Origin of the sequence: Curtobacterium sp. MCLR17_039 (assembly GCF_003234745.1) — a bacterium.
GTDB lineage: Bacteria > Actinomycetota > Actinomycetes > Actinomycetales > Microbacteriaceae > Curtobacterium > Curtobacterium flaccumfaciens.
The window spans coordinates 143,687-161,519 of record NZ_QKTF01000005.1 but is presented as its reverse complement, the minus strand read 5'-3'; the positions used below and the strand labels follow the sequence as shown (position 1 = coordinate 161,519).

At 70.0% G+C, this 17,833-nt stretch carries 23 protein-coding genes; 11 read left to right on the top strand and 12 right to left on the bottom strand.

The features are described from left to right. Positions 1–11: 11 nt before the first annotated feature. Both DEJ00_RS08130 and DEJ00_RS08125 read left to right on the top strand, forming a co-directional pair. Positions 12–494 carry an FBP domain-containing protein gene (locus DEJ00_RS08130; RefSeq protein WP_027464546.1) on the top strand — a complete coding sequence of 161 codons (483 nt, stop codon included), beginning with the start codon at positions 12–14 and terminating at the stop codon, positions 492–494. Continuing rightward, complete coding sequence (locus DEJ00_RS08125) at positions 491–745, top strand: hypothetical protein (protein WP_017887084.1); 255 nt, start codon at positions 491–493, stop codon at positions 743–745. The genes DEJ00_RS08130 and DEJ00_RS08125 overlap by 4 nt, the downstream gene beginning before the upstream one ends. Positions 746–791: 46 nt before the next feature. On the opposite strand, the gene DEJ00_RS08120 is transcribed toward DEJ00_RS08125, so the two are convergent. Continuing rightward, complete coding sequence (locus DEJ00_RS08120) at positions 792–1,676, bottom strand: LysR substrate-binding domain-containing protein (protein ID WP_111056988.1); 885 nt, start codon at positions 1,674–1,676, stop codon at positions 792–794. A gap of 68 nt (positions 1,677–1,744) precedes the next feature. Here DEJ00_RS08120 and DEJ00_RS08115 point away from each other — a divergent pair, with 68 nt between their 5' ends. Next, entirely contained in the window at positions 1,745–2,233 is a 489-nt protein-coding gene (locus DEJ00_RS08115) for a GNAT family N-acetyltransferase (protein ID WP_111056987.1), read from the top strand. 71 nt (positions 2,234–2,304) lie between these two features. After that, positions 2,305–2,490, top strand: coding sequence for a hypothetical protein (locus tag DEJ00_RS08110; RefSeq protein ID WP_017887087.1), 186 nt, complete (start codon positions 2,305–2,307; stop codon positions 2,488–2,490). 28 nt (positions 2,491–2,518) lie between these two features. Here the strand turns inward: DEJ00_RS08110 and DEJ00_RS08105 are convergent, their stop codons facing one another. After that, a complete protein-coding gene (locus tag DEJ00_RS08105; protein ID WP_111056986.1) occupies positions 2,519–2,899 on the bottom strand; it encodes a hypothetical protein in 381 nt (126 codons plus the stop codon). Between the two features lie 417 nt (positions 2,900–3,316). Further along, entirely contained in the window at positions 3,317–4,504 is a 1,188-nt protein-coding gene (locus DEJ00_RS08095) for a MalY/PatB family protein (protein WP_258373591.1), read from the bottom strand. A gap of 112 nt (positions 4,505–4,616) precedes the next feature. Between DEJ00_RS08095 and DEJ00_RS08090 the strand changes: the two genes are divergently transcribed. Beyond that, positions 4,617–5,393: an isocitrate lyase/phosphoenolpyruvate mutase family protein gene (locus DEJ00_RS08090; protein WP_027464540.1), complete on the top strand. Its 777-nt coding sequence runs from the start codon at positions 4,617–4,619 to the stop codon at positions 5,391–5,393. Positions 5,394–5,476: 83 nt separating this feature from the next. Here DEJ00_RS08090 and DEJ00_RS08085 read toward each other — a convergent pair whose 3' ends face one another. After that, positions 5,477–7,351: an amidase family protein gene (locus DEJ00_RS08085; RefSeq protein ID WP_111056984.1), complete on the bottom strand. Its 1,875-nt coding sequence runs from the start codon at positions 7,349–7,351 to the stop codon at positions 5,477–5,479. Then, positions 7,348–8,157: a hypothetical protein gene (locus DEJ00_RS08080; RefSeq protein WP_111056983.1), complete on the bottom strand. Its 810-nt coding sequence runs from the start codon at positions 8,155–8,157 to the stop codon at positions 7,348–7,350. Before DEJ00_RS08080 ends, DEJ00_RS08085 begins: the two co-directional genes overlap by 4 nt. A 139-nt stretch (positions 8,158–8,296) precedes the next feature. On the opposite strand from DEJ00_RS08080, the gene DEJ00_RS08075 reads away from it, so the two are divergent. Both DEJ00_RS08075 and DEJ00_RS08070 read left to right on the top strand, forming a co-directional pair. After that, entirely contained in the window at positions 8,297–8,908 is a 612-nt protein-coding gene (locus DEJ00_RS08075; protein WP_111056982.1) for an HD domain-containing protein, read from the top strand. 272 nt (positions 8,909–9,180) lie between these two features. Continuing rightward, positions 9,181–9,468, top strand: a complete 288-nt coding sequence (locus tag DEJ00_RS08070) for a hypothetical protein (RefSeq protein WP_146247910.1) — start codon at positions 9,181–9,183, stop codon at positions 9,466–9,468. An 81-nt stretch (positions 9,469–9,549) separates the two neighbouring features. Here the strand turns inward: DEJ00_RS08070 and DEJ00_RS08065 are convergent, their stop codons facing one another. Further along, the gene (locus DEJ00_RS08065) at positions 9,550–10,014 is read right to left on the bottom strand and encodes a phage tail protein (protein ID WP_111056980.1); all 465 of its coding nucleotides are present in this window, start codon (positions 10,012–10,014) and stop codon (positions 9,550–9,552) included. Positions 10,015–10,117: 103 nt separating this feature from the next. Between DEJ00_RS08065 and DEJ00_RS08060 the strand changes: the two genes are divergently transcribed. Further along, positions 10,118–10,582: a helix-turn-helix domain-containing protein gene (locus tag DEJ00_RS08060; RefSeq protein WP_111056979.1), complete on the top strand. Its 465-nt coding sequence runs from the start codon at positions 10,118–10,120 to the stop codon at positions 10,580–10,582. Continuing rightward, positions 10,582–10,962: a HepT-like ribonuclease domain-containing protein gene (locus tag DEJ00_RS08055; RefSeq protein WP_111056978.1), complete on the top strand. Its 381-nt coding sequence runs from the start codon at positions 10,582–10,584 to the stop codon at positions 10,960–10,962. The genes DEJ00_RS08060 and DEJ00_RS08055 overlap by 1 nt, the downstream gene beginning before the upstream one ends. Positions 10,963–10,998: 36 nt before the next feature. On the opposite strand, the gene DEJ00_RS08050 is transcribed toward DEJ00_RS08055, so the two are convergent. From DEJ00_RS08050 to DEJ00_RS08030, 4 genes are all read right to left on the bottom strand, one after another. Further along, the gene (locus DEJ00_RS08050) at positions 10,999–11,388 is read right to left on the bottom strand and encodes a DUF2510 domain-containing protein (RefSeq protein WP_083404368.1); all 390 of its coding nucleotides are present in this window, start codon (positions 11,386–11,388) and stop codon (positions 10,999–11,001) included. Between the two features lie 528 nt (positions 11,389–11,916). Next, entirely contained in the window at positions 11,917–12,516 is a 600-nt protein-coding gene (locus DEJ00_RS08040; protein ID WP_146247909.1) for a hypothetical protein, read from the bottom strand. A 403-nt stretch (positions 12,517–12,919) separates the two neighbouring features. Next, positions 12,920–13,993 carry a redox-regulated ATPase YchF gene (ychF, locus tag DEJ00_RS08035; RefSeq protein WP_110864417.1) on the bottom strand — a complete coding sequence of 358 codons (1,074 nt, stop codon included), beginning with the start codon at positions 13,991–13,993 and terminating at the stop codon, positions 12,920–12,922. A gap of 59 nt (positions 13,994–14,052) precedes the next feature. Next, a complete protein-coding gene (locus DEJ00_RS08030; protein ID WP_111056975.1) occupies positions 14,053–14,244 on the bottom strand; it encodes a hypothetical protein in 192 nt (63 codons plus the stop codon). 101 nt (positions 14,245–14,345) lie between these two features. Here DEJ00_RS08030 and DEJ00_RS08025 point away from each other — a divergent pair, with 101 nt between their 5' ends. Beyond that, complete coding sequence (locus DEJ00_RS08025) at positions 14,346–15,011, top strand: exonuclease domain-containing protein (protein WP_027464531.1); 666 nt, start codon at positions 14,346–14,348, stop codon at positions 15,009–15,011. 173 nt (positions 15,012–15,184) lie between these two features. Beyond that, positions 15,185–15,943 carry a GntR family transcriptional regulator gene (locus tag DEJ00_RS08020; protein ID WP_027464530.1) on the top strand — a complete coding sequence of 253 codons (759 nt, stop codon included), beginning with the start codon at positions 15,185–15,187 and terminating at the stop codon, positions 15,941–15,943. Between the two features lie 198 nt (positions 15,944–16,141). Here DEJ00_RS08020 and DEJ00_RS08015 read toward each other — a convergent pair whose 3' ends face one another. After that, on the bottom strand, positions 16,142–16,549 hold the full coding sequence (locus DEJ00_RS08015; protein ID WP_071405737.1) for a tautomerase family protein: 408 nt from the start codon (positions 16,547–16,549) through the stop codon (positions 16,142–16,144). Positions 16,550–16,610: 61 nt separating this feature from the next. Next, positions 16,611–17,804, bottom strand: a complete 1,194-nt coding sequence (locus DEJ00_RS08010; RefSeq protein WP_111056974.1) for a Gfo/Idh/MocA family protein — start codon at positions 17,802–17,804, stop codon at positions 16,611–16,613. Between the last annotated feature and the right edge of the window lie 29 nt (positions 17,805–17,833).

The window sequence follows — 17,833 nt, the reverse complement described above, 5'->3', positions numbered from 1 at the left end:
GTGATCGGACCGTGAAGCCACTGACCGAAGCCGACATCCGATCGTCGTTCGTGAACGCCACCCCCGACGAACTCGCACAGCTGCCCATCCCGGGCCTGCACGAGACACTCTGGGACGAACGCGAGTTCCTGGGCTGGCGCGACCCGCAGGCCGCCCGCCGCGGGTACATCGTGTCCTGGATCGACGAGCGCCCCGTGGGCATCGTCGTCCGGTCCGCCGGTGGCTCGCTGCGCCCCGGCATCGCCGCGATGTGCTCGTTCTGCCACTCGCCGCAGCCCGCGACCCAGGTCCGGCTTTTCTCCGCCGCGCGTGCCGGTGAGTCCGGACGCAACGGCAACACGATCGGCACGTACATCTGCGAAGACCTCGGGTGCCCGATGCTGATCCGCACCGCGCCCCCGCACCTGAACCCGCCCGCGACCATCGCGATGCGTGGCGCCTCCCTGCTGCAGCGGGTGCAGAACTTCACCGCGGACATCACCAAGACGGCGTGAGCCGGTTCGGCACCGCCCGCTGGGCCGTGGTCGAGGAACTCGGCGACGGCCGGTGGCGGCTGACCCTGCGGGACGAGGCCGACGACGAACTCGGCGCGTTCGGCCTGGGCGTCGAGGGGCCGTGGGACCCCGACGTCGAGCCGCACGTCGGGTTCGTGCTGGTCCAGCTCGGCTTGACGCTGCGCGGCGCTCGGCCGTGGCGCATCGACGAACTCGGTGACCACCGGGCGCCCGTCCTGTCGCTCGGCTGAGCGAGGATGCCCGATGGGCGTCCGCTCGCGCAGCCGGTCCGCTCGGTCAGTCCGCGGCGACGAAGTTGCGCAGGATCTCGCGGTCGTCGTCGGCGCGCATCGCCCAGGCGAGCTCGCTGCGGTGGTCGCTGCCCTCGAGGGGCAGGAGCACCACCGTGTCGGGTGCGGCGACCGCGGCGCTCTCCGGCACCACCGTGACACCGAGGCCCACCCCGACCAGGTGGAGCACGGTCGCCCAGGTCGTGGCCTCCTGCACGATGACGGGACGGCGGCCACCGGCGGTGACCGGTGCGAGGTTGCGCTCGGTCGCCAGGGCCCCCGCGACCGCCGGGAAGAACACGAACGGCTCGTCGACCAGTTCGGTGCCGCGGATGCGATCCCGATCCGCCAACCGGTGGCCGCGCGGGACAGCGGCGACGAAGGCCTCGGACCGGAACGGCAGCAGCCGCGCGGCGGGGTCCGGGTCGGCATCGCGGACGACGGCGAGGTCGAGCTCGCCGCGGACGATCCGGGCGAGCAGGGTCGACGAGTACCCCTCGGTCAGTTCCACCCGGACCAGCGGGTAGCGCTCCCGGAACGCCTGCACGCGTTCGATCGGACCGAGGGGCAGCGCGGAGACGACGAACCCGACGTCGAGCCGACCGACCTCGCCCCGACCGACCCGAACCGTCTCGTCGAGGTCCCGTCGCACCTGCCCGAGCAGCGATCGCGCACGCCCCTGCAGCACCCGGCCGGCAGCGGTCAGGGCCACACTGCGGCTGGTCCGGACGAACAGGTCGACCCCGAGCTCGCCTTCGGTCCGCCGGATCTGCTGGGACAGCGCGGGCTGGGCGATCCGCAGCTGCTCGGCAGCTCGGCCGAAGTGCAGCTCGTCGGCGACGGCCAGGAACGCCCGCAGCTGCCGGAGGTCGACGTCCGGATCTCGATCCATGCACACAGCGTATCGATCAGCGTGAACGAGTATTGGACGCGACTGCATCACCGTCCGAGGATGGTTGCATGCCCGAAGCGACCTCCACCGTCTCCATCGCCGACCTCGCCACCCCCGCGGACGCCGAGGCGTTCCGCACGCTCAACGAGGCGTGGATCACCCGGTACTTCACCCTCGAGGACGAGGACCGCGTGTTCCTCTCCGACCCCGTCGGCCGCGTCGTGGAGCGGGGCGGGGCCGTCCTGGTCGCCCGGCTCGACGACCAGGTCGTCGGGTGCATCGGGGTCGTCCCCACCACCTCCGGAGTGTTCGAGCTCGTGAAGATGGCCGTCTCCCCCGACCACCAGGGGCACGGCACCGGGCGGAAGCTCATCACCGCGGCGCTCGACCGGGCACGCGAACTCGGTGCACACCGCATCGACCTGGAGAGCAACGCGCGGCTCGCCAGCGCCGTGCACCTGTACGAGGCGTTCGGCTTCCGGCACCTGCGCGAGGACGAGGTCGCCCCGAGCCCATACGTCCGGGCCGACGTGCACATGACCCTCGACCTGCACTGACGTTCGCCGTTGGACGTGCACATGACCCTCGACCTGCACTGACGGCGGCCCGGTCCCGGTACGCTCGCGGCATGGCGACGTACGAGGTGCAGGCGGTCCGCGAGGCCGGCGCGTGGCAGGTCTTCATCGACGGTTTCATGGTGACCGAGGTGTCCCGGTGGCCGTCCGTCGGGTTCGTGGCCCGCGAGCTCCTCGCGATGGACCGTGACGACGACCTGCGCATCCGCGTCGTCGGCCGCAACCAGTACGTGGCCTGACCCCGGCGGAGCTCGATGACCCGGGCGGTCAGCGAGCAGCGGCGACCAGCTGTTGTGCTCGCTGGTGCGAGACGTGCAGCAGCGGTCCGATCTCACGCACCGTGAGCCCGCACTCGTGCAGGACCAGCGCCGCGGCGGCCGTCTCCTTCGCTGCCTCGACGCGTGCGCGCTCGGACTCCTCGCGGAGCGCGACCGCCCGGTCCAGGTGAGCCTGCGCCGCTTCGGGCATCGCCACCTCGACGACGAGTTCGAAGGACTTCGGATCGCGGTCGTCATTCATCAGCGAGAGCCAGTCGCGAGCCATCAGCTCGATCTCTCGTTCGCGCTTCGCCTGCGTCCGGATGACGCCGTCGATCCAGATCACCCAGTACTTCTTGCCCCGCTCCGCGCGCACCGTGTGTCGGCTCATCGTCGCCCATCTCCTCTTCGGTCGCAGTCACGGAGGATGCCGCGCGCCGTCATCTCCTCCACCTCTCGGTGCCTCGGAACGACGACCGTGTTCCGACCGAAGCGGAACAGGTCGTGTCTCCCGCCGTGGCGGTGGAACACGAACTCGACGTCGTTCTCGTCAGCCTTCCGAGCGAGCCGGCGGAGCAACTCCGTGCGCTTCACCGTAGCTGGCCAACTGTGACTAGGCAATCCTGCCTATCTCGATTGGACACTTTCGGATCGGATCTCTGCATGCACCGACCGTGGCGGTCCGCGGAGCGCGATCCAGGAGACTCAACGCGATCTGTGAACAGATTTCAGCCAGGGCGAGTTGTGGAGGACGAGCCTTCCAGCCGCGTCGCCGGCACGCGCCGGTCAGGCGCGGGTCAGGAGCAGGTCAGGCGACGTGCCAGACCAGCCCCTCCTGCGCGCTGGACGGGTACGCCGCGGCGATCCGGAACACGGCTTCACGCAGGGTCTCCGGTGAGCACGCCAGGTTGAGCCGGACGAACCCGCGCCCCTCGGACCCGAACCCCAGCCCGGAGTTGAGCGCGACGTACGCGTGCTCCCGCAGCGGCACCGCGGGGTCGTCGCCGAGGCCGATGCCGCGGAAATCGAGCCACGCCAGGTACCCGGCGCGCGGCCGCGTGTAGACGACCCCGGGCAGGTGCTCGGCGAGCAGCTTGGCGAGCAGTCGGTCGTTCGCCACGATGCGCGCCACGACGTCGTCGAGCCAGTCCGTCGCCAGGGTGAACGCCGCCAGGTTCGCGTGCAGCCCGAGGATGCTCGTGCGGCAGGCGACCTCCTCCCACAGGGTGTCGAGGAGCGCGGCGGTCCGGGGATCGCCGGCGACGATGACCGAGCACTTCACACCGGCGAGGTTCCACCCCTTGCTCGCCGAGGTCACGCACACGCTGCGGGCACCGAGCGGCTCGGCGACGGCGGCGAACGGGGTGAACTGCACGCCGGGGTGGGTGAGGGGCGCGTGGATCTCGTCGCTGATGACGAGCACGTCGTACTTCGCGGCCAGTTCGGCGATCGCCACGAGGTCGGCCCGGTCGTGCACGAGTCCGACGGGGTTGTGCGGGTTGCAGAGCAGGAAGACGCCGACCCCGTCGGCGAACGCCCGCTCCAGGCCCTCGAGGTCGAGCCGGTACTGCCCCCACTGCTCGAGCAGCGGGACCTCCTCGACCTGACATCGAGCCTCTTCGACGAGTTCGAAGAACGGCGGGTACACCGGCGGCGTGATCGCGACGCGCCCGCCGTCGGGCAGCGCGAGCCGCAGCGACTCGACGATCCCGACGCTGACGTCGGTGGCCAGGTGGATCCGCGAAGAGTCGATCTCCCAGTCCCAGCGGTCCAGCGCGAACTGCGCGAAGGCCGGAGCGAGCGGCCCGGGGCCGTCGAGGTACCCGAGGTCGGACTGCGAGACCCGCTCGATCAGGGCCTGCCGGATCGCCGGCGCGACGTCGTGGTCCATCTCGGCGACGAACAGGGGCAGCACGTCGGGCGCGTACCGCGTCCACTTGATGCTCGTCCGGACCCCGCGGAGCGTGCCGACCGGGTCCTGCTCGTCGCTCGCCATGCGTCCCAGCATGCCCCTGCCAGGAGGCCCGGCGCGACTCCCGACGTCATCCCACGTCGTCTTCGGGTGGGCTCGCGGCCGGGGGCCGCCCCGTCGGCCTACTGTCGGCGGCATGAGCACGAGCACCGCCGACAAGGCCGTCACCCTCAAGCAGCTGCACGAAGCCCCCGAGATCCTGCGCGTCGTGAACGTGTGGGACGCGATCACCGCCAAGGTCGTCAGCGACCTGCCCGGCACGAAGGCGATCGCCACCGCCGGGCACTCTATCGCCGCGTCGTACGGGTACGAGGACGGCGGCATGCCCCTCGACCTCGCCCTGTCCGGAGCAGCGGTCGTCGCCGCCGCCACGGACCTGCCGGTCACCGCCGACCTGGACGACGGCTACGAGGACCCCGCCGAGACGATCCGCCGCGCCATCGGCTCGGGCATCGTCGGCGCCAACGTCGAGGACCGGCTGCGTCCCTTCGACGAGGCCGTCGCCCGCGTCGCCGCGATCACCGCCGCGGCACAGGCCGAGGGCGTCGACTTCCAGCTGAACGCCCGCACCGACGCGATCGTGCGCGGCGGCGACCGCCCGATCGACGAGAGCATCGAGGACGCGATCGCCCGCGGCAAGGCGTTCCTGGACAACGGCGCCGCCCTGGTCTTCGTGCCCGGCGCGATCGAGCGTTCCGTGGTCGAGCGACTCGTCGCCGGTCTGGGCCGCGGCAAGCTCTCGGTCATCGGCCTGCCCGGCGCCCTGCCCGCCGCGGAGTACGAGGCGCTCGGCGTCGCCCGCATCTCGTACGGCCCGCTCACGCAGCGGGTCGCGCTGCGCGCGCTCCGCGACCTGGCGACCGACCTGTACGCCGACGGCGTCGTGCCGGAGGACACCCCGACCCTGAACTGACGGAGCGGACGGACAGGAGGCCCGGTGCCAGCTGGCACCGGGCCCCCTGTCTGCATGTGGTCGCGTCACGCGACCCGCTCAGCTCAGCCGAGCGCCGGGTACAGCGCGGGCGCGGTGCGCGCGTGCGTCTCCTGCTCGAAGGCGTAACCGAGGCCGATGACCGTGCTCTCGTCGAACGAGCGGCCGAGGAACTCCAGGTTCACGCCGGCACCGGTGATCGTGTTGTCGGCCGCGGTCGCCTGGCCCATCGGGACGGTGATCGCCGGCATGCCGGTGTTCGGGCTGAGGCGCATGTTCGTCGACTGCGTCCCGTACGGCGTGCCCGACGGGTAGACGAGTGCGTCGAGGTCCTGGTCGTCGAGCATCTGCGTCACGAGCTGCTTGCCGGTGGCGAGCTGCGTCGTGTGCGAGCCCGTCGGTCCGGCCCACGCCTGGTACTGCGCGTCCGTGATCAGGTCGCGCGACTGGTAGGTGCTCTTGCGGCTCGGCACGTACTCGCCCGAGGCCAGGATGCCCTGCAGCGAGCGAGCGGCGACGTCGGGGTCGAGGTGCTTCGCGACGTACTCGTCCAGGTCGTGCTTGAACTCGTTCGTGCTGCCGCTGCCCTCCGACAGGACCCGGTTGAAGGCCGTCGTCGCGGTGATCGGGACGACGGTGGCACCGGCGGCCTCGAGCTTCGCGACGGAGGCGTCGAACAGGCGCTTCGTCGTGGCGTTCGTGCCGACCATGCTCGTCACGTAGCCGATGCGGGAGCCCTGCAGGGAGTCGGCGTCGAGCGACGACGTGTACGACGTCGGCACCTTGCCGGCCTGCGCACTCGTCGCCGGGTCCGCCGCGTCCACGCCGGTGACGGCGTCGAGCGCGACCGCGGCGTCGGTCACCGAGCGCGTGATCGGGCCGCCGGTGTCCTGGGACAGGGCGAGCGGGATGATCCCGTCGCGGCTGGTCAGGCCGACCGTCGGCCGGATGCCGACGAGCTGGTTGTACGTCGACGGCACACGGATCGACCCGCCCGTGTCCGTGCCGAAGCCGATCCCGGCGAGGTTCGCGGAGATCGCCGCGCCGGTGCCGCCACTCGAGCCACCGGCCGTCTGCGCCGTGTTGTACGGGCTGGCGACCAGGAGCGACGAGCCGGCGGGCTGGTTCGACGAGAACTCGGAGACGAAGCCGAAGGCGAACTCGTCGAGGCTGGCCTTCGCCAGGATCACGGCGCCGGCGTCGCGGAGGCCGGTGACCATGGCGGCGTCGGTGTCGGTCTGGTTGTCGTCCCAGCAGCCGCAGCCACCGGTGGTGGGCATGTCCTTCGTGTCGTAGTTGTCCTTCACCGCGATCGGCACGCCGAGCAGCATGCTCGTCATCCCGTGCTCGGCGCGCTCGGCGTCCGCGGTCTTCGCGGCGGCCAGGGCGTCGGCGTTGGTGGTGACGATCGAGTTGAGCGGGCGCCCGGTCGACGCGGTGTCGACCTTCGCGCGGTCGTACGCGGCGATGCGGTCGAGGTAGTCCTCGGTGATCGCGACCGACGTGGTGACGCCGGCGTTCATCGCGGCCTGCATGTCGATGGTCGACGCCTCGACGAGCTGGAACGGGCCGTCGTCGTAGATCATCCGCTGGGACAACCCGGCCAGGTCGGCGACGGTGATGGTGCCGTCGGCGTCGGTGTCCGCGGCGCTGACCGTCGCCCAGTCGGTGCTCGCGGTCGTCGCACCGAGGTGGTCGGTGAGCACGGCGAGGTCGGCCTGGGTGACCTGGTCGTCACCGGTCAGGTCGAGGTCCGTGTAGTACGGCGCGAGCATGGCGGCGGGGCTGGCGTCGACGGCCGCGGGTGCGGCGGCGGCGGCGGTGATCGCGGGGGTCGCGGCGAGGACGGTGCCGACGAGGGCGATGAGTGCGGCGCCGGCGACGGCGGTGCGCTTCTTGCTGGCGGCCTGCTTGCGGGCGGCCTGCTTCGTGGCGGTCATGCGGAGGCTCCGGTGCGGTCGCGGCGGGCACGACGGGCCCGCAGGGTGATCAGGGTGCCGCCGGCTGCGAGCAGGGCGATGGACGCGGCGATCCACGGCGCGACGTCGGCGCCGGTCCAGGCGAGGTTGCCTCCGGCAGGACGGTCGTCCCCGCCGGCTCCTGCCCCGGCGGTGGCGCCGTCGGTCGGACCGGCGCCCGGTACCGTCGGGTCGCCGGGTCCGGCGGGGGCACCTGTTCCGCCACCGTCGCCGGGCGGCGTGGTCGCACCCGGCGTCGGCGTGGCCGTCGGGGCGGTGGTCGCGGCCGCGGCGACCACGACGGTGGTGCTCGCCGGATCGTCGAGGGTCGTCGACGTGCCGTCGGAGCCGACGAGGGTGATGCTCGTGACGTCGAGGTCGACGCTGCCGACCGCCGTCGGGGTCAGCGAGATCGAGGTGGCCAGGTCGCCGTCGAGTGCCGGTGAGGTGCCGAGGCGGGTGTGCACGATCGTCAGGGCGTCGCCGTCCTGCTCGACGCTGTCGAAGCCACCGTCCGGGCCGGTGACGCTGTCGTCCCGGTACTGCACCGAGTCGGCCTCGAGCGTGATCTCGTACGCGTAGACGTCGGCGGCGTCCGGGATCGTCAGGTCGACGTCGAACGCGGTGCCGACGGTCACGGTGGCCGGGGCGTCGATGGTGGCGGTGGTCGCGGTGGGTGCTGCCTGGGCCGGAGCGGCCGTCAGGACGGCGAGGCCGAACGCCCCGGCGGCGACGAGCGTCGAGGAGACGATCGTCGCGCGGGGGCGCAGCCGTGGTCGGTGCTGCATGGGCGCAGTTCCTTCGGGTGGGGTGGAGGGGTGCTGAGCGGGTACTCAGTGAACCGAAAGCTAACGGGGTGCTGTTTCCGGTTCTGGCCCGGCACGTTTCCGCCCCGTTACGGCTCGTTCCTGCCGCTACTGTCGTGCCATGTCGGTCGACGTCGAAGCCCTGCTCACCCCGCCCTCCCCCGTTGCTGCGCGCGCACTTGAGGTCGTGCGGGCATGGTCCGAACCCGCCCTCGTGCACCACTGCCTGCGCTCGTGGGCCTGGGCCGTCCTGCTCGCCCCGACGGTCGACCTCGAACCGGACCCCGAGCTGCTCTTCGTCGCGACGATGCTCCACGACCTCGGCGTGACCCCGTCGTTCGACGCCCACGGGGTGCCCTTCGAGGACGCCGGCGGCGCGGTCGGCTCGGTCTTCGCGCTCGGTGCCGGGTGGGACGCCGTGCGAGCCCGTCGGGTCGGGGAGATCATCGAGCGGCACATGTGGCAGTCCGTCGACCCGGAGCTCGACGCCGAGGGGCACCTGCTCGAGGTCGCGACCTCGCTCGACGTCTCCGGTGTGGGCTTCGACAGGTGGTCGTCGGACGACCTGCGGGACGTCACGGCCGCGCTGCCCCGTCTGGACTTCTCGGCGAGGTTCGACGGGCTGATCCACGAGCAGGCTTCGCGCAAGCCCTCCTCGGCCGCGGCTCGCCTCGACGGCTCGGGCAACGTGGCCGCAGGCGGGGACCGTTGGGGCGCGTTCCTGGCATCCTGACGCTCGGTCCGGTCGATCGCTGGACTTCTCGGCGGGGTGGGCGTATAGTCTCTGGTTGGTGCACTGCAGCGAACCCATCTGACTCGCGCACACCAACCTCTCGACACCGACTCACCCGAGTCGCATTCCACTCGAGACACCGCTCGATCCGAACGGACGAGCTGCACGTTGAAACTCGACGTGCGCGCCCCGCACTCGATGCGTCGCGCTGGACTGAGACGTCCGCCGACACCGAGTCGCCCTGGCGCCGAATGACCAGGAAGTACAGCACCATGACCAGCAACGAACGAATCACCGTGTTCGGGACCGCACTCGCGGCCCCGACGATCACCCCCGACCGCATCGCCGAGTTCCCGGTGCGCGACGACCGCTCGCAGCGCGAGTACCTCGTGCGCATCGCGGCCGACGACCTGGGGACCTTCGTCACCCGGGGCACCCGGCTCGACGCCGTCGGCGAGGCCGGCTGGACCGTCCCGGGCCGCTCCTGGGCGGGCGAGTCCAGCCGCACCCTGCTGCAGGCACAGTCCGTGCAGGCGGGCGAGATGGCCCTCGCGGCCTAGGTCCACCAGCACCACCACGAAGCGCCGCCGAGTTCGCTCGGCGGCGCTTCGTCGTTCCCGGGGCTGCCCCGCTGCGACGCGTCAGTACTCGCCCTTGATCACGAAGAACGAGCCGCGGATCGTGCCCGCGAGCTTCGACCGCTGCCGGGCGAACTTGAACTTGTCGGCGAGCTCCTCCGGCACTTCCATGCCGTCGGAGAGCTTGAACCCGACCGCCCGCTTGCCGCCCGGTTCGAGTGTGTAGAGCACGTTGATCGCCAGGCCGGACTCGTAGAAGACGTAGGTCCAGCGGACGCCGTCGACCACTGCTTCGGTGGCCTCGAGTGGCGGGGACGCAATCACGAGCCCCCGCTCCTCCACGAGCACGCGGGCGACGTACTCGACCAGCTCGGGAGCCTCGGCGGCAGGACGTGTGGTGAGGTCGTGGTCGTACTTGTTCTTGAAGTAACGGGCTTCGTTCGCACGCAGGCCGGCGAGCGCATCCACCACCGGTGATGTCTCGAGCCCCACCGTGGAGACGTTCACGAAGTCGACGATGTACGGCATGGGGCCTCCTCGGGCGCTCGGACGAGCCGAATCTAGTCCCCCATGCCACTTCACCAGCAAGGGCGAGTCCTTTATAGTCGAGAGCTATAGGGGGGGGGTCGCCATGCGGGTCGAACGTGCTGCGGAGCTGATCCGCGCTGCCCGTGAAGACCTCGGCCTCTCGCAGACCGGTCTCGCTGCCGCCGCGGGCATGCAGCAGCCGACCATCTCGGCGTACGAGAGCGGACGGAAGCGGCCGCGCCCGGAGTCGCTCCGGAGAATCCTCGAAGCGGCCCACACCCGCCCGAGCATCCCGCTCGCCATCTACGCCGACGCGATCCTCGACGAGGCGAAGCGCTTCCATCTCGACGACGTCCGCGTCTTCGGCTCCGCGGTGCGCGGGCAGGACACCGAACACAGTGACATCGACCTACTGGTCCACCTGACCCCCGCGGCATCGCTGTTCGATCTCGGTGGATTCGCGCACGAGGTCGAGCTCATCACCGGTTTCGAGGTCGACGTCCTCACCGACGACCTCGAGGACGACGAGCACTTCGCCCACGTCCTCGACGAAGCCGTGCCGTTGTGATGCCGGCTCCCCGGTTCACGCCTCGGCCCCGCAACGACCGTGACCCTGCTGCCCTCGAAGAGCGGTGGCCGTCGCTGCAGGCCAGCTTCCTCGACCTGCTCGCCGAGTGCTCCATGATCGTCGAGCACGGGCGGAGCGAGTTCGACGCGACCCGCAGCCTCACCTACCGGGCAGCCGAAGCGGTCATCATCCACTTCGACGACCTGCTCGGTCGCATCCCCCAGGACCGGGAGGCACGACTTCCGTCCGACCTGTCACTCGCGGCGGTCCGGAAGACCCGCAACATCCTGTCCCACGACTACCGGAAGGCACGGAAGGAGATCGTCTGGGACGCGATCGAGCACCGCATCCCCGCGGTGATCCTGGCGCTCGTCGACTGACCCCACCGGGCGTCCCGACGACTCGGACCGCTCGCCTCAGTTCAGGCGCTCGAAGACCATCGTGGCTTGCACCCGGTCCCCGCCGCCGAAACCCGTGCTCCCCGAGGAAGCCGTCGTGATCGTGTGCAGCCGGTACCCGAGCGCAGCCTGCGCGTTGATCGCCTTCTCGAGCTCGGTGAGGTTGCCCGAACCCGTCCCGAAGAACTTCTCCTTGAGCACCACCTGCAGCACGACGTAGCTCATGCCGTTCTGTGCCGGACGCGGCTGACCACCCGAAGCGGCTTCCGCCTGGATCCGGCCGATCACTCCACCGACCCCCGACGCCGCGGGCGCCTGCTGCTGCACCTGCTCCGTCCACGCGGAACCGTCCCACCACCGCATGGTGCCGGAGCCGTCGTCGTACCACCCTGCCTGCGCATTCGTCATGCGCTCATCCTGGCGCACGACGAACCACGTGGGCAGATCAGTTGTTGAAGCGGAACCCAGAAAGCCGTTGCCGCGTCTGCCGCTCAAAACGTCTGAGAACAGCGCCTCGGGTCAGCGGATGGTGAGTCCACATCAAAGAAGCCCCGGGGCGTATCGCTCCGGGGCTTCTTCAATGGGAGGACTACTGGGACAGCCGGAAGGACACGCTTGCGCTTGCGCTGCGAAGCGCGAGCGTTCCCAGGAGGTCAAGCTCAGTTTCCGTGGGGAAAGCAATGTCAACGATCCCGAACAAGGGACCGCTCGATGCTTGCACCAAAGAGGATTCCAGCTCATTGCCGGCCTCGTCACTGATCACGAATCGCTCCCCGCTCACCACCGGCACCTGCTGGCCATGGCGTCCGAACGACTCTGTCGGCGACGATCGGACTCGGATCGACAGCCAACCGTCAATGACTTCGGCGGACTGCACCTCCAGCGGAAGCCCGTCAGCGTGGATGACCTGTGCTCGTCCGAGAAACAAGCTGCTCCCTACTTCGAAATCCCCGAAGCCGTGTCGTAGTAGTCCACGCGCCCCTCGTGAAGGAATGCCTCGACCTCCCAATGTTCACCTTTCACCGGGCAGATCGAGTTCGTCCGCGTCGACAGGTGGGTTTCGGTACCCGACGCTGAACCGCACTCACTGAACGCGCCTCCGTTGACGCGGTACTCGCAGGTGAGCTTCTTCTGTGCCCGGGTGTTGTGTTGCGCGGTGGCGAGCCAACGAGCGAGACCAGGCGTGAGCGTGAGATGCGCAGTGACGGTCGGCGAGCTGCTGGCGCGAACCACAGCCTTGCTGGAGCTGGGGGCCACGAGATCATCTGTACCGTCGACGATGGCACCACTCGCGGGAGCAGCAGGATTGGCACAGCGGAACTGCGCGTGAGCGATGAGCGCCTGCTGATCCTCAAACGGAAGCACGGTCCCGTCTTCGGCGTTGAGGTTCACTGACTCACCCGCACACACCGTGATCACGCCACCCGCCGTCGATGGCGCTGGCGTCTCACCAGCGGCTGACGCTGTTTGTGCCCCCGCGAGAATCAACCCGGCAGCGAATGCTGCACCCATCACCATTGAGATTGACTTCTTCATCCATTCCCCTCCTATGTCCTGCCCACACATCACCGTCGCCTGGGCGCCGCTTCGGTTCGGACGCTAACACTCACGGAGCGCCCAAGCCCCGTCCTGTGCACCACTACAGCGGTGGCGAGCAGGCTTCAGGCAAAGGTGAAGCCTCTCGTCCTCCAAAGGGTGGACATGGCTGTGCGAAAGTGCCGACTTGGGCACCGCGCCGAAGGTCCCTGCTCCCGGCATCGACGAGGGAAGGGTGCGTCCATCATCGAAACGGACAGTCGAAGGGTCTGTGAACAGTGCCCAGGGTCAGCGGATGGTGAGTCCACCCGAGGAAGACCCCGGAGTACTAGCCTCCGGGGCTATACCTCAGTCTTTTGGGCTGTGCCAGGTCACGGTGCTCGATCGGCGTTGGTTCGACGATCTAGTTGTTGAAGCGGAACTCCACCACGTCGCCGTCCTGCATGACGTAGTCCTTGCCTTCGATGCGGGCCTTGCCGGCAGCGCGGGCCTCGGCGATCGAGCCGGTCTCGACCAGGTCGTCGAACGAGATGACCTCGGCCTTGATGAAGCCCTTCTCGAAGTCGGTGTGGATGACGCCAGCAGCCTGGGGAGCCTTCCACCCCTTGCCGATCGTCCACGCACGGGCTTCCTTCGGACCGGCCGTCAGGTAGGTCTGCAGTCCGAGGGTGTCGAACCCGATGCGGGCGAGCTGGTCGAGGCCCGACTCGGTCTGACCGGTCGACTCGAGCAGTTCGGCGGCGTCCGCCGGGTCGAGGTCGATGAGCTCCGACTCGACCTGGGCGTCGAGGAACACGGCCTGCGCCGGTGCGACGAGCGCGGCCAGTTCGGCCTTGCGGGACTCGTCGGTCAGGATCGCCTCGTCGACGTTGAAGACGAAGATGAAGGGCTTAGCGCTGAGCAGGCCGAGCTCGGCGATCGGCGACAGGTCGATCTTGGTGGCGGACAGCAGCGTGCCCTGCTCGAGCGCGGCACGGGCCTCGCGAGCGGTCTCGAGCACGATCGGCTCGGTCTGCTTGAGCTTCACGGTCTTCTCGTACCGCGGGAGCGCCTTGTCGATGGTCTCCATGTCGGCGAGGATCAGCTCGGTGTTGATGACCTCGAGGTCGTCCTTCGGGGAGACCTTGTTCGCGACGTGCACGACGTCGTCATCGGTGAAGCCGCGGACGACCTGCGCGATGGCGTCGGCCTCGCGGATGTTGGCGAGGAACTTGTTGCCCAGGCCTTCGCCCTCGCTCGCGCCCTTGACGATGCCCGCGATGTCGACGAACGACACCGGCGCCGGCACGGTCTTCTCCGAGTGGAAGAGCTCAGCGAGCTGGTCGAGCCGCGAGTCGGGCAGGTTCACCACCCCGACGTTCGGCTCGATCGTCGCGAACGGGTAGTTCGCGGCGAGGACCTGGTTCTTGGTCAGGGCGTTGAACAGGGTCGACTTGCCGACGTTCGGGAGACCGACGATTCCGATGGTGAGAGCCACGGAAGAACAGCCTACCGGCGGCGGCCTGTCGGAGCCGACCCGGGCCTCCAGTCCGTCCGTCAGATCAGCGGACGCAACCCGCTCATCGGGGGCCGCAGCAGGGCCGTGATGCGCCGCTCGACGACGTCGAAGACGTCGGCCTGCAGCCGCTGCGAGCGCCGCCAGTCCCCCGGCACCTGGAGCGAGTGGTCGGCACGGTCGACGGTCTGGAGGCGCGCAGCAGTCCCCGAGGCCCGCTCGGGCCGCCACATGGTGTCGTCTCCACCCCCGATCGCCTCGTGCGCGTCGGCGGCGGCTTCGTTGCCCGTGCGTCGAGGGGAGCCACACGCAACGCCGACGGGAACGGAGGGCGATGTCGGCACCCCGTGCGACGATCGGGACCGTGCCGTTGAACTTCACCGCGATCGACTTCGAGACCGCCAACAGCTCGCCCGCCAGCGCCTGCTCCGTCGGGCTCGTGAAGGTCCGCGCCGGCCGGGTCGTCGATCGGGCGTCGTGGTTCATCCGCCCGCCGTTCGGGCACGACGCGTTCCTGGAGTGGAACACGCGGATCCACGGCATCGTCGCCGAGGACGTCACGCACGCCAAGACGTGGGAACAGCAGTACCCCGACCTGGTGGCCTTCGCCGAGGGCGACGTCCTGGTGGCCCACAACGCCCGCTTCGACATGGGCGTCATCGCCGGCGGGTGCTCTGCGACGGGAATCGACCTGGCCGAGCACCACTCGCTGTGCTCCCTGGCGGTGGCCCGCAAGACCTACACGCTCGACTCGTACCGCCTGCCGGTCGCCGCGATGGCCGCCGGGTTCGAGGGCTTCCAGCACCACGACGCCGCCGCCGACGCCGAGGCCTGCGCCGCGATCGTCGTGCACGCTGCCGGGCACCACGGGGTCGAGACGGTCGAGGCGCTCGGGGCGGTGACCCGGGTGACGATCGCCCCGGTCCGTGCGCGTGCCGAGAAGCCGAAGGCCGCGAACCAGCCGCGTCTGTCGAACCGACCGATGGTGTTCGCCGACTGACGGTCTGCACTGACTGACGGTGCTCGCCGACTGACGGTCTGCGCTGGCTGACGGTGTTCGCCGACTGACGCAACGCCCGCTGCGCGCGGCCGGGGCACCACATCCCCGGTGGTATTGTCACGACAATGCCGTCGGCACCGACGCCGGCATCTCCGCACGTGTGAAGGACCGCGATGACCAACGAAGGCCAGCTGCCGTCCGACCTGTTCATGGACCTGGACCGGTCGGGTCCCATGCCCCTCTACTTCCAGGTCGCCTCGCGCATCGAGGAGTCGATCCGCTCCGGCGCGATGCCACCAGGGGCCCGGCTCGAGAACGAGATCGCCCTCGGTGAGCGTCTCGGTCTGTCGCGGCCGACGATCCGACGGGCGATCCAGGACCTCGTCGACAAGGGTCTGCTGGTGCGCCGCCGCGGCATCGGGACCCAGGTCGTGCACGGGCCGGTGACCCGCAAGGTCGAGTTGACGAGCCTGTACGACGACCTGGCGCAGGGTTCGCAGGCTCCGGCGACGAAGCTCCTGCAGCGCAACGACGTCCCCGCGTCCGACGAGGTCGCCGCGGCACTGAGCATCGAGCCCGGCACGACCGTCGCGCACATCCGGCGGGTGCGGTTCGCCGAGGACGTCCCGATGGCGATCCTCGAGAACTACCTGCCGCCGGAGTTCCTCGACCTGACCGACGAGGACCTGCAGGCGTACGGGCTGTACCAGCTGCTGCGCGGCCGAGGTGTCACGATGCGGGTGGCGAAGCAGCGGATCGGGGCCCGTGCGGTCACCGACGAAGAGGCCGGCCTGCTCGAGATCGAGGACGGCGACCCGGTGCTCACGATGAGCCGCACCGCGTACGACGCCTCGGGCCGTGCGGTCGAGTACGGCGTGCACTGCTACCGCCCGGACCGGTACTCGTTCGAGGTCACGCTCGTCGACAAGTAAGCCGAGCGGTCACGTGGCCGAACGGTCACGTTCCGTCGCTCGGGGCTGCTCGGCGAGGGGTCACGACGTGCTGTCGGTCGTGTGCGGAACGGTCACGAACTGTCGCCCGGAGGCCCGGCAACCGACAGTTCGTGACCACTCGGCGGACCTGAGCGGGGTGTCGTGACCACCCCGCACCCGCACCCGCACCCGCACCGCTCACCCGAGCGCGGGCACCCCGAGCTCACCCGTGACGTACTGGGCACGGCCGAAGCCGAAGGACCAGTCCTGCGGCCCGTTCTCGACGTAGCCGATGAAGACGTCCTCGGACGCGACACCGATCGCCGCGAGGGCGTCGTGGATCGCCCGGTACAGCGCCGCCTTCGCCTCGTCGGTCCGCCCGCGCTGCGTGAACACCTGGATGACGATGACACCCTCGGTGCGCTCGAACCCCAGGCCGGCGTCCTCGGCGATGATCTGCTGCGCGGGGTGCTCGGTGATCACCTGGAACCGGTCCCGCACCGGGATCCCGTACACGTCGACGATGGCCTGGTGGATGGCGTCGGCGATGCCACGGACGGCCTCCGGCGTGCGGCCGGTGGCGAGGTCGATACGGACGAGCGGCATGGTGCCTCCTGGTTGCTCGGACTTTGTCCTTACATACTAACAAGTGACAACGACCGGGTGTCTACAACTTCGGCGTCGGCGCCCCGTACGTCAGCGGCCCGTCGACGCGAGCGACGTCGTGCCACGAGCCGTCGACCAGCGAGGCCTCCGCGGCCTCGACGATCGACGCGGCAGCCAGCCCGTCGGCGACCGAGGGTGCGAGCTGCTCCCCGCGCTGCACGCTCGCGATGAACTGCGCCGCCTCGATCGTCTTCAGGTCGTCGTACCCCATCGCCGTGCCGGCACCCGGCTGGAACCGGGCGAACTCGCCGTCCCCGGGAGCGACGTAGTGCGTCGCGTACCCGTCGACCTCCTGGCCGTCCAGGTACACCTCGAGCTCGTTGAGGCGCTGGAAGTCCCACCGGACCGAACCGCGGGTGCCGTAGATCTCGAGCTTGTACTCGGCGTGCGGCCCACGCATGACCCGACTCGAGTCCATCGTGCCGACCGCACCGTCCTCGAACCGGAACAGCAGCGCGGCGTAGTCCTCGTTCTCGACGGCACCGAGCTCGCCGGTCGCTGCGGCGCTGCGGTCGACGATGCCGGCAGCCGGGCGGGGCCGCGACTCGATGAACGTCTCGGCGAGCGCACTGACCGACGCGATCCGTCCGACCACGTACTGCGCCAGGTCGAGTCCGTGCGACAGCAGGTCGCCGAGCACACCCGATCCGGCACGCTCACGCTCGAAGCGCCAGGTCAACGGGGCCGCCGGGTCGGACGAGTAGTCGGCGAGCAACGAGCCGCGCACGTTCGTGACCCGGCCGAGCCGTCCGCTCCGGACGAGTTCACGAGCGCGCTCGATCGCCGGGGCGTGCCGGTAGTTGAAACCGACGCTCGTGATGACTCCGGCGCGCTGCACCGCCTGGTGGATGGAGCGCGAGTCGCTGGCGTACCGTCCCATCGGCTTCTCGATCCAGAACGGCTTGCCTGCCTCGGCCGCGGCGACGGCCATCTCGCGGTGCAGGAAGTTCGGCGAACAAATCGACACGACGTCGACCGCCGGGTCGGCGAGGACTTCGTGGTAGTCGGCGACGGCCCGCTCGTACCCGAGCCGCATCACCGCCTGGTCACGGGCCGCCTCGATCGGGTCGGCCGCGACGACGAGCCGCGGCTGGACGCCGAGCTCCGGGAAGTGGTCCGGCAACGCTCGGTAGGCACGCGAGTGCAACCGCCCCATCCAGCCGACCGAGATCAGCCCGACGCCGATGCTGTCCATGGAGAACTCCTTCGTTCAGGTGACGCGCA